Origin of the sequence: Paenibacillus sp. FSL H3-0321, assembly GCF_038002865.1 — a bacterium.
In the GTDB taxonomy this organism is placed as follows: domain Bacteria; phylum Bacillota; class Bacilli; order Paenibacillales; family Paenibacillaceae; genus Paenibacillus_AQ.
This window is the reverse complement of record NZ_JBBODH010000001.1, coordinates 6,338,211-6,353,477: the sequence shown is the minus strand read 5'-3', so window position 1 is coordinate 6,353,477 and position 15,267 is coordinate 6,338,211. Positions and strand designations below refer to the sequence as shown.

Below are 15,267 nucleotides of genomic sequence, written 5' to 3'. Positions count from 1 at the left end.
GCACAGATGTTACACCAACACGGCAGCCGGTACAACGGCTGCCGTGTTGGTGTGTCGGTGTGTTTGTTAGGATAAGGTTACCCGTTCGTTCAGCGGTCCTCTGGTTTTTTACCACATGCCATCACAAAGGTCATCATCGCATAGGCTTCAGGAGAATAATTAAAATTCTCAGAGACTTGTTGTAATTGTTCATATTCTTCTTCATTGATAATTCCCTTATTGTAAAAAACCCTAAACCGGTTAATATCAAACTGCCGTTTAAAACCTTCCATTCCATGAAGATCACTATGCTGGATAACAGTATCCATATCTAAATCGCTATAACCTGCCTGTGCTAAGAGTCGTGGCAGCCCCCTGCCGATATACCGATTGCCCCCTTTTGCAGCTTGATGATCCGCCAGCTTCTTTATCACAGAAGGCAGTAAATCCATATTCGGGCTAACCGCTCCAAAAATCCCGTCATCAATATCGATAATGACAAGTTTCCCACCAGGCTTTAGTACACGATAAATTTCTCTTGCAGCCTCCACCGGATTATGCAAATGAAGAAACAGTAACCTTGCAATAGCAAAATCATAGGAATGATCAGGGAGTCCGGTGTCATACACAGAAGAATGTACAAACCGCAGTTTGGACGAAGGGATATGATGTAACCGGTCTTTAGCTTCAGCCAGTAGCTTTTGATCAATTTCCAAAGCTGTAATCTCACTTTCCGGCAAACTATGGACTAATTGTTCAGTAACGAAACTGGGACCACTTCCAAGTTCTAACACGCTCATTCCATCCTGCAATCCATACCATTGTAAGTTACGGAACTCTTTATCCCACCCCATCATTGTTTGTACTTTCAGCCGCTCAACCTCTTCTTCAAAACCTAGAGCAACATTGCCAATATTGTAAGTAGAATTACGCTCTTTCATATGTCACCTCCGTGATAAAACAAAATATTCGACAGTTCTTAAGTGATTCCTTCCTTTATCATGTAGACCTGCCCGTCAGCGGACTGGGCAATACCTGTAAATACGCTGAGGACATCTTATTTTACTCAAAGTAATGTTTGTTTTCAGTAACCCACTCAGCAAAAGTTCTTGCTGGTTTTCCTGTTATTTGTTCTACTGTCGGTAAAACTTTACAGTTGCTTTCTGGTGGATTCTTTACCATTCCTATGATGAAGTCTTCTATGAATTCATCATCAAATCCTTGAATTTTGGCGTTTTGTCTTACTTGTTCCTCAGTCAGTTCAATTAGCTCAATCGGTTTGCCAATAATTTTAGAAATCTGTGTAACCGCACTCCTGTTAGATAACGATTGTGGACCAGTTAAAGTATATATCTTTCCATGATGACCTTCTTCGGTGAGCGCTTTAACTGCAACAGCGGCAATATCTGCTTCGTGAATTCTAACGCTCAAAGCATCAGGGAATCCCGTTCTTACAATCCCTTCTTTTTGAATGGATTCTGCCCAAAAATAAAGTGCATTCTTCATAAATTCTGCCGGCCTTAAGATTGTCCAGTCCATTCCGCTATCTTGAATGATGCTCTCTATTGGGTTTCCTTCATAATCCATCAACGCTACAATCTTTTTAATGTTGGCATCTTTCGCCAATTGAATAATTCTTTGGTTTGCCAAAAATCTAGCTTCTGTTTGCTCGCTCTGCGTAATCAAAAATAGACTGTCAACAGTTTGAAGATGTACTTGTAGGGTTTCAGGATTGTTGAGGTCTCCTGCTACAGAATGGACTTCAGGTGAAAAACTTGAGTTTTTGGGGTTGCGAGACAAGGCCCTTACCTCAACACCATTTGAAAGAAGTTGTTCTACAATGTGTCCGCCTACTGTTCCTGTTGCTCCTGTAACTAAAATTTTCATTCCTTTTTATCCTCTCATATTAAAATTCCAAATAGATCAGAATCCCCGTGTACTACTGCTATTTGAAGGTTACTTGGTTATAATAAAGTATGGTGTAACACTATAGTCAAGGAGGGTTTTATGGAGAGAATTTTTCAAACTCATTTAACTTCTGGCCAATTTGCAAAAGTGTTGGGTATTAGCAAGGATACATTATTTCACTATGATCGACTTGGAATTCTTTCTCCTGAATTTATAGCTGAAAATGGGTATAGATATTATTCAATTAATCAAATTGATGTCTTTAAAGTGATTTCAATACTTAAAGAATTAGAAATGCCATTAAAAGAGATAAAAGAATATTTAAAAAAAAGATCACCTCATGAGTTCATTGCCCTACTTGATAAAGAAGAGAAGCTGCTGAATTCAAAAATTAAACAGCTTCAAAAAATGAAAAGTATAATATCAGAGAAGAAACGAATTACCCAAGCAGCCACTGAGATCAATTCAGCTGATATTGTTATGGAGGAAAATAACGAAGAGTTTTTGGTAATAACAGAGGCTGATCCTTACACAAATGATAAAAGCATTTACGATTCCATGATCAAACACGAAAAGTACTTGAATATTTATAGTATTGAAGCATCCCATTCAGTAGGCTGGATGAGAAATACAAAAAGAGTTTTAGCAAATGAACCATTCAATTATGATTACCTTTTTACTCGAGTTAGTAAAGATTCAAATTTTTCAAATTTCCAGCGAGAAAAAGGGACATATTTAATCGCATATCATACAGAGGGATACTCGAGTGTAAGTGAAACTTATGATCGGATAATTAAATATGCTAAGGATAAGAACATAGAAGTAGAGGGATTTTTTTATGAGGATGTTTTGTTAGATGATCTTTCAGTTAGGGGCTATGAAGAGTATTTAATTAAGATCTCTGTTCGAATTTCCAAAATGTAAAAACAAAAACTATTCCGCATATTATACTCACGATAAATCATGAATCTAACAAAAAAAGCCCCGTCAGCCAATTACGGCTGCCGGAGCATTTTAAGCCAGCTATATCGAATTATATAAAAGTTCGGGAATCCTCAAATCAATGCATAACCGTCGCTCCCGGCAGTTCAGCTTCCAGGGTCAACTCTTCTTCGCGAATACACTCACGCGGGTTCGCTTGTTTCTGCGGGCGCTGCTGATTCATCTGATCCAAGAGCTGTGAAATGGGCATCAGAATCATCTTGGGGATCAGAGCCTCGCTGCGGACTTTCAGCCTCTCTCCGCCTGAGGGATGAATAACACTAAGCAGAAGACTTAAATAAAACTTGGAGGAACGGGCAAACCAGCCGTTCGGCAGATCCAGGACCATGAAGCCAAATTTTTCCGGCCCGCGGTTGAGCATGCTGACACCGTATAGCGCCTTGGCCTCGGCCAAATCCACATCGCCGGCTATTTGCTCCGCAAGCACCGGCAGATCCTTTTCCATCCTGCGTATCATGCGGATCGCAAGCTGTGCTGAAGAGCGGGAATTCAGGCCAATCTCGAACAGCTGCCGGTTGTCGATGTGCAGCTCAATGACCTTATCGCCTTTGTTCAAGACCTCGCCGCCTTCCATCTGCACGGTGCCGCCTTGATATTTGCGCAGCCGGTAATGGAGGAACGGGTCAGCAGGTGAGATCGTCTTTAAGCGGAAGAGGAACTGGAAGACTTGCTCCCAGGCCAGCCACAGGCCGACAATCAGCCGTTTGCCGTAGGAGATCCGCTGAATCGGCGAGTTCTGCACATTCTTGATCATCTGGTCGATCCGGATGCTGCGCAAGCCCCGAAGCCGCGCTTCCTCCAGCATCCGTTCCAGGGCAACCAGCATATGCTCCGGCGCTTTCGGATCTGCACCGAGTGTTGTCCCGCAATCATGGAGCAGCATCACTTCGCCCGGGTTCAGCTTGTCGATCAGCTTCTCGGTCAGCCGGTCTGCGCCGAGCTTCTCTTTCCAGTCGCCGAACATAGCCGACCAGAGCACAATTTGAACCTGGCGGCGTTTGGAGAAGTCGAACAGATTGACTATCCCCCACGGCGGACGGTAATAGGTGCTCCGCTCCCCGGTAATACTGTAAATAATATCATCCGTGCGTTGAATCTGCCGCCTGACAGTAGCGGGACGCATCACCCAGTTGCTCTTGTGCACATAATTATGAATGCCGATAAGATGTCCCTCATCATGCATACGCTTAATAAGTTCCGGATTCTGTTCGGCATGCGACCCGACTACAAAGAAAGTCGCCTTGGCATCATAACGTTTAAGCAGATCCAGTAAAAGTGGTGTATAGTGCGGATCGGGACCATCATCAAAGGTCAGTGCAAATTCGGAGCGCCCAATCCCTTTGCGGAATACGCGGTAACCGAAGATCCGGCTGATCATTCCAGGAATGAACGCATAAAAGGTCGAGATGTAAAATAACCAGAGCAGCAAAGTCTGCATGTATATTCACCGCTTTTCCAGAGTTGACTTTGGCTCGTCTTACGTCTGCAAGCAGATATTCGGGTACGGCCAAGTAGAGTATAATATGCCTCGCGGTTTTTAGGTGAGCAGAATCCCACGAAAAAACGTTACCCCCTATTTTAACACAGGTACCAAAGAAAAAGACGCTTTTTTATTAAAATCGTGTACAATGAATTGGAGCCTAAATTGTCAAATTTTCTAAAAAAGTAATCTGAAAAAGGAGTCGTTTATACTTATGCTGCCGCTGTACAAAAAATATTGGCGCACCTTCTTTGATATTGGTTTGGTGGTGCTGACGGTGTATCTCGTAATGCTAGGTTTCAGCAAGCTGTATCAACTGGCCGCACCGGTATTCCTGTCTTTTTTTGTATTCCTGCTGATCGAGCCGCTGGCCCGCTTCCTGAACCGCAAGGGACTGGGCAAACCGTTCGCCTCCGCAATTTCCGTACTGCTGTTTCTGATTATTCTGCTGGGCGTCTTGTTCGGTGCAGGACTGCTCATTGCGACAAAGGCCCTTCAATTCTCGGATAGCTTACCTGAATACACAAAGATGCTTCAAATGCATTTTAAAGAAACCACCACTTATCTGCAGCATAAGATTGATGCGCTGCCGCCTGATCTTACAACGAAAATAAATGGCTATTTCACCGATGCCACCAACATTCTTTCCAAATGGATGGTCAGCTTCTTTAAGTATATGGTCGGTGTGCTTGGCTCTTTCTCCTCCTTTATGGGTAATTTCGGCGTTGCCATTATTCTCGCTTTTTTCCTCAGCATGGAGATCAAGGACTGGCGCAAGATCGCTCATGATAAAATGCCCAAGACCTTTAAGACGGCTTTCGCTTTCGTCCAAGGCAACGTTTTTAAAGCCATCGGTTCCTATCTCAAAGCCCAGCTAATCTTGATCAGCATCACTTTCGTTATTGTGCTGGCCGGCCTGTTCATACTGAGAACGGGAAATGAGATCACCATGGCGCTGGTATGCGCTGTATTTGATGTGCTGCCGCTGCTTGGGGTATCGACGATTCTGATTCCCTGGATCATTTATTTGTTTATCGTGGGCAATACTTCGCTTGCGATCGGACTGCTCGTCCTGCTGGCGGTTGTGCTGATTGTGCGCCAGCTGCTGGAGCCGAAGATTACCGGCAATTCGATCGGCGTATCCTCAGCCTTTCTGATGTTGTCCTTTGTACTCTTCTCCATGTCCGCCTTTGGCGTAGCCGGACTGATCCTGTCTCCGATCCTGCTTATTCTGATCAAAGAGCTGATTCAGCAGGGTTATCTCCAGCGCTGGATCTACCTGCCACAGGAGGAATTTATCGTTTCGCCGTTTGCGGCAGCTGAACCTTCAACTGCCGGAGGATCCGTCACCGGTGAAACAGAACCCTCTCAAGCTCCCGAAGACGCGGCCAACAAGTCGAATACCTGACCAAACAGCTTGGTTGCCGTATGGGCACTGCCAGGGGCCACATTCTCCACAGCGATGGATACGGCATACCGTGGACGGTTAACCGGACCGTAGCCGATAAACCACTGATTGTTGCGCGGCGCTCCCTTCACTAGGGTCTGGGCCGTGCCCGATTTGCCGGCCAGCGGCCAATGTGCTTCTTGCAGGTGTCTGCCGGTTCCCTCTGTGACGACCAGCCGCATCCAGGACAACAGCAGCCTGGACGTCGACTCCGAGATTTGTCCGGCGGAAGCCGGAGCCAGGTGTCCCGGCAGCTCCTTAAGCGTCTGGCCGTTTCTGAACGCGACCCGCTGCAGAATGCGCGGTGCTCTGACCTTGCCGCCATGCAGCAGCGTGACGACGAGATTGGCCGCCTGCAGCGGCGTCACTCTTACATCCCGCTGGCCAATGGCTGTCTGCACCCTTGCTCCGCCGTCGTCCGGCAGCAGGGTCGTAAAGATCGTTCCTGGCTGCTCCCCGGCGAGCGGCCGGAGCAGCGGCAGGCCAAGCGTGTCCTTCGCTTGCCAGCCCACATCTCTTCCCAGGCCAAGCGCCAGTGCAGTGGCCTGAAGCTGCGCGCCGCTCAGCCGCTCGGCGAGGGAAGCAAATACTGTATTGCAGGACACGGCGAACCCTTGCGCCAGCGTAAGGGAACCGTGTCCTTTGCCGTTCTGGCAGGACAGACCGTATTTGTCATAATGCCCCGAGCAATAGAACTTCTCGTCCGGCGAGGTGATCCCGGCCTCCAGCGCGGCTGCGGCCGTTACAATCTTAAAGATGGAGCCGGGTGCGGCTGCCTGCAGTGCCCGGTTATTCCACTCCCCGCCTTCAGGCGAAATATGCCCTGGATTATAAAAGGGCAGAGACACCATCGCCTGTATATCACCATTTTTGGTATCCAGCACTACCACCGCGCCCTCTTTCAATCCTGCCTCCGTAACCAGCTGCTCAATTCCTGCTTGAAGCTGCTTATCAATCGTCGTATAGATCGACAAGGGGTAATAGGGATTGCCTGGTGCCTTCACTTTTATAGGGCTTCCCGGAAGCCGGTTGCCACGCGCATCCACCTGGGCATATGCCTCCGTGTGACCAACACCTTGAAGCAGCGTTTCCAGGGTTTTCTCAAGCCCATCCGTTCCGGTCAGTGGAGTTCTTAGTCCCGTGGGCGAGTCCTTCGCCTTCGTCTTGGAAGCCTCCGACATATACCCCAGCCATTGCCGTCCTGACGCTTCATTCTCATATCTGCGGGAGAACGGCAGGACTCTGACCCCGCCCAGACCCAAATGCTCCACTTCTTGTGCCTGCTGCGGTGTTAGCGCCTGGGGGGTCTTGGTTGTGGCAGAGGGCCATAAAAACGGCTCTTTTACTCCGGAGATTCTGCTCTGGAGCTGCTCATAAGGGACTCCGAGGATCGCGGCAAGACGACGTTGAGGTTCCGTTCCCGCTTCCGTTCCCGGGCTAATGGCAGCAGCAGGTTGTTCTTCCTGCGGAAAAAAGGCTGCCGCCCAAACGGTTTCACCGGCAAGCGGCTTTCCGCTGCGGTCATAGAGCCGGCCACGCCCGCTGTCCAACACAGTCTCCCGCTCACTCTGAATCTCGGCCATCCGGGCAAGAGAATATTCCGCACCGGGGACCGGCTGATTCTTAAGCAGCAGTTGAACCCATGCCAGCCTTAGAATGAGTACTGCAAGCAGTGCCGACAAAATAAGCAGGCCCCAGAATATACGTTTATGGATTACCTTGTGCAATGCCATTCCTCCTGAATGTATGTGCGGATCAGCCAACTGCGTTGTTCCTGGGATCTATTATGCCCACCTTGCTGATTTATTACATGAGACGGTTCAAGGTATGGCAAAAAACCGCTCTACCCGTAAATGGGTGGAGCGGTGTAATGGATGCATTGCTTTTTTACATGCAAACGGTTAGACACTAAATTTGGACAGTCTTTCTTTAAGCATGCTTGAAGCATGTTCCAGCTTGCCGGAAAGTTCAACCAGATAATCGCTCACATTCTGCTGCTCACCGCTTAAGGAAGCAACCTCCTCGGAGGCAGCTGATGATTCCTCGGCGAAGGAGCTGACATTGCCAATCGTCTCTGACAGCACTCGTTGTGACTGGTTAAGTCCATCGACCGATGAAGAGACTGATTCCAGCCTGTCGATGAAATGATTCATCTGTTCCTGCACGGATACGAAGATGTCGCTGGTATTGCGGACAGAAGCCACCTGTTCATTGAACAGCGGAGCTACTTCCGACAACGCGGCCACAGTCTCATTCATATCGTCCATGATCTTGTCGGTAATCTCAGCGACAACCGTAATGGAACGCTTGGATTGGTCAGCCAATTGACGGATTTCATCGGCCACGACCATAAAGCCCTGGCCGGCCTCCCCCGCTCTTGCCGCTTCAATCGTAGCATTCAGTGACAGGATATTAGTCTGCTGCGTAATATTCTGCATAACCTCAAGCACTTTAATTACCGAAGAAGCAGTTACCTTCAATTCATTGACTTTTACCACGAGATGATGGGTCATTTCGCCTGTCGTTTGTGTTCTGCCCAGCAGTTCCTTTAACTTCACAACGCCTTCCTCACTAGCTTGTCCTACACTATGCGCCGTGCTTTCCATCTCATGGGCGGCAGCAAAAACCATATCCATCTGCCCTGAGATTGCCGCCGTCATTTCGTTTCCGCGGTCCGCTTCCAGTGCCAGATTGCCTGCACCGCCAGCAATCTCTTCCGTCGCCGCAGCAATATCCATTGCCGCAGCAGCCGTCTTGCGTGAAGCGCTGCCTAATGCATCGGCGGTCTCCAGCACTTCGCGGGCGGTCTCGTTGGTATGGACAACCAGCTCTGTAATCCGCTCCATCATTGCATTGAAGGAGCTGGATAACTGGCCGATCTCGTCGCGGGAAGTGATCTTGGTCCGCACACGCAGATCGCCTTCGGCTCCCTGAAACATCAAGTGCCTTAGCTTTGAGAGCGGCCTCGATACCATCCTTACTATCCACAAGCCGATCATAATGGCAATTACTGCCGCTGCGCCAACCGCTATGTACGTAGTGTTAAGAATACGCCCGGCATCTTTGATCAGATTCTCAGCAGGCACCACCCCGAGTACTTTCCAGCCGGAGCTCTCTAGTGTGCCGTACACCGCAAGAATGGATTCGCCTTCCTCATCCTTGGTCGGCAGCGAGCCTGAGGTTTGATTAACGCCTTTCAGCAGCGTTCCGCCCAGCCGCAGATAGGTATCCGCCTCCTGGTGCTGTGAAGAGGCAATCAGCTCGTCTTTGTCCGTCAGTAATTGAATGTAGGAGTCCATTCCCAGATTGACTTTGCTGAGCTGGTTCTCCAGTTCTGTAGTCTTGATATCGCAGACAGCGATGTAACCGGTGCCGCCGGCATCCCCCGCGATGGATTTGGCGAAATGCAGCACTCCCGACTGGTCCCCTTGCTTCAATGCCTGCGTAATCCATAAGCTCTGCGGTTTCTCCTGCAGCTGCTTGAACCAGGAGGATGCGCGGATCTCCTCCACAAAGGCGCTGTCAGTCGTTCCCGTAGCAGAGATAGAGAGACTGGCATTTAACGGTACAAGGTACACGGCTTGAATCCCGCTTACTGCAGAGAGCCAATGTTCCAGCTCCCCGGTGATCACTTTAGACTGCTCCTGATGTTGCCCGATATTTGCAGCAGACTGATTTCCTTGCATTACGGCTTTCTGAATATCCTTGTTGTAGAAAAGCTGTCCCAGGCTGTCTTCAAACCGCAGCAATATTACGTCCAGCTTCTCTGCCGTTTGCAGGACCGTCTGCTCATTGGAGGACAGCGCGTTGTTCTCGATCGTTTGTCTGGCTACGGAATACGAGGTGTATCCGAGGGACAGGACAATTCCCATCGTGGCGATGAAGAACACGAGAAATAGCCGCATCCCCAGCGACTTGGAGGGATGCAGCCGGGTTAGGAACCCTTTACTGCCTTTTGCTTGCTTGCTCAAAAAAATTCACCGCCAAATCTACTGTTTTCTTGCACGGATTACACCCGTTACAAGGTCATGAACGTCTGAAGCGTCCGATCAGCAAGATATGGAAGATACTCATGACCGTATTCATAATAAACCATGAGGTCTTTTGATGCTGTGATTTTATTGTATGCAGCAAATTGTGTCGAAGGAGGACAGATCGTATCCGCCAAACCGGTCACCCACAGCACTTTAGCCTGGATGCGGTCCGCCAAATTCTGAATATCAATATAACCCAGCCGGTTGAAAATCTCGTCCTCGCGCAGATGATGCGGATCAAAAAAGCGGAAATAGTAGTTGATCTCCTCATACGCCGAGGTTGTGATGTTCGTTTCCCAGGCCCGTTTGTAATCGGACAGGAACGGATAGACCGGCACAGCTATGGCAATGCGCGGTTCAAGCGATGCGCAGGCTACAGTAAGTCCGCCACCTTGCGACAGGCCGAAAGCGCCAACCCGCGCCGGGTCAACTTCAGGCATCGCCATCAGAATACGCGCCGTCTGGGCGGTATCCAGAAATACGTTGCGGTAATAAAGGTTATCGGGATTGGGATCATCAATACCACGGATAATATGACCGCGGATCGTGGTGCCCTGCACTGTAAGATTGTCTTCGGACGGCCCGCCCTGTCCCCGGCAGTCCATTGCCAGCACGCTGATTCCATGAGCGGCATAAGTGACCTTCTCCATCCAGTCCCCGCTGTCGCAGGAGTAACCGTGGAACATGACAACGCCCGGCCCCTTCTCTTGCGCCGCCTTCTTCGGTCTTACATATTTGCAGTGCACTCTTGCTCCGCCTACGCCGGTAAAATAGAGATGGAAACATTCCGCCAGCTCGCTGGTAAATTCCGCAGGCACAAGTTCATAATCAAGCGGCTGGGCGTTAAGGTCGTTTAGCGCCCGTTCCCAGAATAGATCGAAATCCTCCGGCTTCGGGCTGCTGCCCTCATAGGCTTTTAATTGGGGCAGGGATCGTTCGTTAGTCATTTAACATCTTCTCCTTAACCGCCTGTATTAGATCTTGCCCAAGCCCGCGTCGTCGCCGACTTCCTCATGGGTATCAATTACATAATTAACGATTTCCTGAACAGTCGTATAAGCAACGCCTACATAAGTATCTGCAGCGCCGTAGTAGATCGCGATGCGGCCGGTTTCGGCATCATTCAGCGTAGCGCAAGGGAAGAGCACGTTGTTCACGAAACCTCTTTCTTCGTACCATTCTTCCGGTGTCAGGACGAAGTTCCTGGAGCGGTATTTCACTCTCGACGGCTCATCTTTATCCAGAATAACTGCGCCCATGCTGTATACCAGACCGTTGCAGGTTCCGGTTACGCCATGGTAGAACATCAGCCAGCCTTCGGAAGTTTCAATCGGCGCAGGGCCGCCGCCAATCTTGGTGCTCTGCCACCAGCCTTGACCGCCTTTGGTCATCACATGGCGGTGTTTGCCCCAGTAGACGAAGTCTGGGCTTTCGCTCAGGAACACATCCCCGAACGGGGTATGTCCGCTGTCGCTCGGACGGGAGAGCATCACGAAATTGCCGTTGATTTTTTTAGGGAACAGCACGCCGTTACGGTTGAACGGCAGGAACGGATTTTCCAGGCTGATGAAGGTTTTGAAGTCCTGGGTTTTGGCTACGCCGATAGCCGCGCCGTAGAAATCCGTACACCAGATGATGTAATAGGTATCTTCGACTTTCACCAGCCGAGGGTCGTAGGCATAACGCGGCATGTACGGATTGCCTTCTTCATCAATGAATTGAATCGGCTGATCGTCGATTTTCCAGTCCAGACCGTCAACACTGTAACCCATCCGCAGATGTGGACGGGTCGTGTTGTCCTCTACGCGGAATACGCCGAGAAAGCTGCCATCATAAGCAACAACCGCACTGTTGAAAATCCGTGCAACCCCTTTAGCCGGATTGCGCTTAATTACCGGGTTATCATTATGTCTCCAGACCGGGTTTTCGTTTCCTGCAGGTCTGTCCTGCCATGGGATATTCGGCAAATCATTTCCAATCAACTTTACTTCTTTCATAGTTAAGTCTCCCTCCAAAGGTACTGCAGCCCCGCTGCAGTTCTTAAATGTAATGTGTTGAATCTACCTGTAACTATTTTACAGAACCTTGCGCAAACCCGTTATAAATATATTTTTGCAAAGAGACGAAAGCGACCAGTGTCGGAATAATCGCAATCATGATCGCGGCGCAGATAACCTCCCACTGCGAACCGTACGGGCCTTTAAATTTAAACAGCGCAGTCGAGACGACCTGCAGGTCACTTTTTGGCATGTACAGGAATGGGGTGTAAAAGTCATTGTATATATTTACGCCCTTTACGATAATGACCGTTACGATGGCAGGACTCAGCAGCGGCAATATAATCCGCCAGTAAATAGTCCAATACGAAGCCCCGTCCAGCATCGCAGACTCATCAAGCGACTCCGAAATCGAATCCAGAAACTGCATGAAGATGTAAACGGCGATAATATCTGTACCCAGATACATCAAAATCGGCGCCCAGCGGGTATTGAACAGCTCCAGGGAGTTGATGATCTGGAATGTAGCCACCTGAGTCGTCACACCCGGAATCAGTGTAGCCAGCAGGAAGGCGCCCATCATCAGCTTGCTGCCTCTGAATTTGAAGCGGGACAGGATATAAGCCATCATCGAACCGGTCAGCGTTGCACCGGCGATTGAAATCACCACGATAATAATCGTGTTCTTGAAGCCGAGCAGCATTTTGCCGTCGACAAAGGCCTTGGTGTAGTTCGAGAAATTCAGCCAATTTTCCGGCAGTGTTAACGGTCCGGTCGAAGCATATTCGGCGTTTGTTTTGAGTGAAGCGAAAAGGACGACAACGATTGGAATAAGTGCCACCAGCGCTCCTAAGAGTAAGGTGAGGTATTTGAAGAAAGAAGCAGCGGTATATTTAAAAGTATGCATAGTTCTTACTTCTCCTCCTTAATCAGAACACGCTGTAAAATGGTAACAAGTATAACTATGCCAAGAAGCAATACGGCCATTGCGGAAGCAAGGCCAAGCTTGCTGTATTTGAAGGCCACATCGACGGTCTGGATGACAAATGTGCTGCTGCCATTGGACCCGCCGGTCATGACATACGGAATTTCGAAGACACCGATCGCTCCGCTTACCGCGAGAATCAGATTGAGCTGCAATATACGTTTGATGCTCGGAATAATAATATGTCTGAACTGGTGCCAGCGGTTGGCGCCGTCAATTTCCGAAGCTTCATAAATATCACTTCCGATCGAGGAAATCGCTCCAAGGAAGATGATAAAGTTCATTCCCATGTATCTCCAAACGGAGGCAAAAGCAAGGGAAATATTGATCAGATGAGGATTTAGCAGCCATTTCTGCTGCCAGGCTCCAAGTCCCAACAAATCAAGCAGTGTATTGAGAGTCCCTTCCGGCTTGAAGAAGAACAGGAAGATAAAACCGATAGCCACACCGTTAAGCAGTGTCGGGAAGAACAGAATTCCCTTGAACCAATTTTTCATCCGGACATTAAAGCTTAGAATGGTGGCAAAATACAGCGCCAGTCCCATTTGGATAAAGGTAGCGAAGAAGTAATACAAACTGACTTTAAATACGGAAAAATACTCCGGTTTGGTGAAGATGGTCTTATAGTTTTCGAGCCCTACATATTCCATCTTCTTGCTGAGTCCATCCCAGCTCGTGAAGCTGTACTGGAACATCTTGAACACCGGTAAATACGAGAAGGTTAACAATAAAAGAAGCGGAACCAACGAAAATAGAAAAATAATCAAAATCCGCTGATTTTTATAACTCAAGTTAGACAATTTGGGCACTCTCCACACCTCCTAAGAACAAATGCTTTATACTCCAAATCCAGCTCCAGGCCGCAAAAGTGAAGGGGAAAATGCCTCTCTGAGCATCTTCCCGTTCTCTTGAATCTTTCTTCACCCTGCGTATTATCAAGTTAAAATGTTATAGCAATCACCGGCACTTATTTTGCAGCGGTAACTTTTGCTCTTGCTTCTTTCCATTTATCGTTCAGATCTTTCATGATATCGTCATAGGAATCTTTGCGGTTACCGATAGCCGCTTCAATGATCACTTTCTTGAAGTCAGGCTGCCAGAGGCCAATTTGAGCTTCCTTGTCGATGGCATCAACCCAGCCTTCTTCTCCAGCTTTAGCAGGAGCCAGTGTATCAAAGGTTACTTCCGTGCCTTCAAATTGTTTGAGGATTTCAGGAAGCTCAGCACCCTTAACCGGGCTCATGCCGCCGCCTTCAGTAGTCGGATAGCCGGATTCATTAATGAACCAGTCCAACCATGCTCTTGCTGCTTCTTTATTTTTACTGTGAACGCTGACACCCAGGTTGTAGTCATCAGACAGCGGAACCAGAACCTTCTCGGCATTGGTAGGGAATGGCATGAAGCCTACATCGTCAGGATTTGTAGCCACTCCTTTAATTTGGCCGATCGCCCAGGATCCGAGCATCATGGTACCGATTTTTCCGTTAGCCAGATCAGCCTTGGAAGATTCCCAGTCTGTTGTTGTAGGATCTTCTTCAATCAACCCGTTTTTGGCTGCATCGTACAGTACTTTGTACAGGTCATAGTGAGGTTGTCCCTTAACGAAGTTGTCATCGGAAGCTACTTGAGCGATATTCACATAATCACGGTTGCCGGCAACGGTAGCCAAATCCGATTCCCATTGAGTCAATGTCCAACCGGCTGCATAGTTCGTGTACAGCGGAACAGCTTCGGTTTTATCTTTGATGCTCTGCAGAGCCGTCATGAACTGGTCCATCGTTCTCGGTGTTTCCGTAATGCCCGCATCTTTAAATACTTGTTTGTTGTAAATTACGCCGGAGAAGTTAACAGTGATTGGAACACCGTAGGAAACTCCGTCTACCGAACGTTCTTCAAGCCCTGTATATTTCTGTTCAAGGTCGGACATTTGGCCCAGCGGCTCGAAAAAGTCCGGCAGATCCTTGATCGCTACGCTTGTAGGCAGCAGCAGCACGTCACCGTAATCGTCGGTGCTCATACGGATTTTGATTTGATCCTCATAGCTGGAAAGTGCTTCAAAGTTCACTTTTACGTCCGGATATTTCTCATTGAATTTTGCTGCGTAATCTTTGAATACGGTATCAACAATATCCGTTCTTTGTGTAATCACAGTGATTTCGCCTTTGATGTCCTTGGCGGCATCACCTTCAGGAGCAGCAGTAGCCTCCGTGTTGGTTCCGGCGTTTCCTTTATTGTTCGCTGTTTCATTCTCCGCGTTGTTGTTCGATGAACAGCCTGTGAACAAGCCAGCCATTAGCGTAAGTCCCATTAAACCAGCCATTACTTTGCTTTTCTTCATTGCTTTTGACCCCTCTCTTTTAGTCACGTTTCTAAATAACAAAATTCTAACACTCTACATCATTCGTGATTGAGGTAAATCACCGTTAATTCGTGTT

General features: G+C 48.4%; 12 protein-coding genes. 2 read left to right on the top strand and 10 right to left on the bottom strand.

Translation table 11 applies throughout. From position 1 onward, the window contains the following. Positions 1-89 precede the first annotated feature (89 nt). Both MHI45_RS28230 and MHI45_RS28225 read right to left on the bottom strand, forming a co-directional pair. Complete coding sequence (locus tag MHI45_RS28230; protein WP_341119791.1) at positions 90-920, bottom strand: methyltransferase domain-containing protein; 831 nt, start codon at positions 918-920, stop codon at positions 90-92. A 121-nt stretch (positions 921-1,041) separates the two neighbouring features. Then, positions 1,042-1,866, bottom strand: coding sequence for an NAD(P)H-binding protein (locus MHI45_RS28225; protein WP_341119790.1), 825 nt, complete (start codon positions 1,864-1,866; stop codon positions 1,042-1,044). Between the two features lie 120 nt (positions 1,867-1,986). Between MHI45_RS28225 and MHI45_RS28220 the strand changes: the two genes are divergently transcribed. Further along, a complete protein-coding gene (locus MHI45_RS28220; protein WP_341119789.1) occupies positions 1,987-2,811 on the top strand; it encodes a MerR family transcriptional regulator in 825 nt (274 codons plus the stop codon). A gap of 136 nt (positions 2,812-2,947) precedes the next feature. On the opposite strand, the gene MHI45_RS28215 is transcribed toward MHI45_RS28220, so the two are convergent. Continuing rightward, positions 2,948-4,327 carry a polysaccharide deacetylase family protein gene (locus MHI45_RS28215; RefSeq protein WP_341119788.1) on the bottom strand — a complete coding sequence of 460 codons (1,380 nt, stop codon included), beginning with the start codon at positions 4,325-4,327 and terminating at the stop codon, positions 2,948-2,950. Between the two features lie 256 nt (positions 4,328-4,583). Between MHI45_RS28215 and MHI45_RS28210 the strand changes: the two genes are divergently transcribed. Next, positions 4,584-5,777: an AI-2E family transporter gene (locus tag MHI45_RS28210; protein WP_341119787.1), complete on the top strand. Its 1,194-nt coding sequence runs from the start codon at positions 4,584-4,586 to the stop codon at positions 5,775-5,777. Here MHI45_RS28210 and MHI45_RS28205 read toward each other — a convergent pair. The 7 genes from MHI45_RS28205 to MHI45_RS28175 all read right to left on the bottom strand — a co-directional run bounded on the left by MHI45_RS28205 (position 5,738) and on the right by MHI45_RS28175 (position 15,170). Continuing rightward, positions 5,738-7,543 carry a peptidoglycan D,D-transpeptidase FtsI family protein gene (locus tag MHI45_RS28205; RefSeq protein WP_341119786.1) on the bottom strand — a complete coding sequence of 602 codons (1,806 nt, stop codon included), beginning with the start codon at positions 7,541-7,543 and terminating at the stop codon, positions 5,738-5,740. The genes MHI45_RS28210 and MHI45_RS28205 overlap by 40 nt on opposite strands. Positions 7,544-7,717: 174 nt before the next feature. Next, positions 7,718-9,787, bottom strand: coding sequence for a methyl-accepting chemotaxis protein (locus MHI45_RS28200; RefSeq protein ID WP_341119785.1), 2,070 nt, complete (start codon positions 9,785-9,787; stop codon positions 7,718-7,720). A 47-nt stretch (positions 9,788-9,834) separates the two neighbouring features. Next, on the bottom strand, positions 9,835-10,797 hold the full coding sequence (locus MHI45_RS28195; RefSeq protein WP_076111397.1) for an acetylxylan esterase: 963 nt from the start codon (positions 10,795-10,797) through the stop codon (positions 9,835-9,837). Between the two features lie 27 nt (positions 10,798-10,824). Then, positions 10,825-11,847, bottom strand: coding sequence for a glycoside hydrolase family 130 protein (locus tag MHI45_RS28190; protein ID WP_076111396.1), 1,023 nt, complete (start codon positions 11,845-11,847; stop codon positions 10,825-10,827). 73 nt (positions 11,848-11,920) lie between these two features. Then, complete coding sequence (locus MHI45_RS28185) at positions 11,921-12,754, bottom strand: carbohydrate ABC transporter permease (RefSeq protein WP_038588146.1); 834 nt, start codon at positions 12,752-12,754, stop codon at positions 11,921-11,923. 5 nt (positions 12,755-12,759) lie between these two features. Beyond that, the gene (locus MHI45_RS28180; RefSeq protein ID WP_340893882.1) at positions 12,760-13,641 is read right to left on the bottom strand and encodes a carbohydrate ABC transporter permease; all 882 of its coding nucleotides are present in this window, start codon (positions 13,639-13,641) and stop codon (positions 12,760-12,762) included. 158 nt (positions 13,642-13,799) lie between these two features. Next, positions 13,800-15,170 (bottom strand): ABC transporter substrate-binding protein, encoded by a 1,371-nt coding sequence (locus MHI45_RS28175; protein WP_076111393.1) that lies wholly within the window; start codon positions 15,168-15,170, stop codon positions 13,800-13,802. Positions 15,171-15,267: the final 97 nt, after the last annotated feature.

Excerpts from the sequence above, each read along its gene's own strand:
- MHI45_RS28230 (WP_341119791.1), bottom strand. The coding sequence starts at position 920 with ATGAAAGAGCGTAATTCTACTTACAATATTGGCAATGTTGCTCTAGGT.
- MHI45_RS28225 (WP_341119790.1), bottom strand. The coding sequence starts at position 1,866 with ATGAAAATTTTAGTTACAGGAGCAACAGGAACAGTAGGCGGACACATT.
- MHI45_RS28220 (WP_341119789.1), top strand. The coding sequence starts at position 1,987 with ATGGAGAGAATTTTTCAAACTCATTTAACTTCTGGCCAATTTGCAAAA.
- MHI45_RS28215 (WP_341119788.1), bottom strand. The coding sequence starts at position 4,327 with ATGCAGACTTTGCTGCTCTGGTTATTTTACATCTCGACCTTTTATGCG.
- MHI45_RS28210 (WP_341119787.1), top strand. The coding sequence starts at position 4,584 with ATGCTGCCGCTGTACAAAAAATATTGGCGCACCTTCTTTGATATTGGT.
- MHI45_RS28195 (WP_076111397.1), bottom strand. The coding sequence starts at position 10,797 with ATGACTAACGAACGATCCCTGCCCCAATTAAAAGCCTATGAGGGCAGC.
- MHI45_RS28190 (WP_076111396.1), bottom strand. The coding sequence starts at position 11,847 with ATGAAAGAAGTAAAGTTGATTGGAAATGATTTGCCGAATATCCCATGG.
- MHI45_RS28185 (WP_038588146.1), bottom strand. The coding sequence starts at position 12,754 with ATGCATACTTTTAAATATACCGCTGCTTCTTTCTTCAAATACCTCACC.
- MHI45_RS28175 (WP_076111393.1), bottom strand. The coding sequence starts at position 15,170 with ATGAAGAAAAGCAAAGTAATGGCTGGTTTAATGGGACTTACGCTAATG.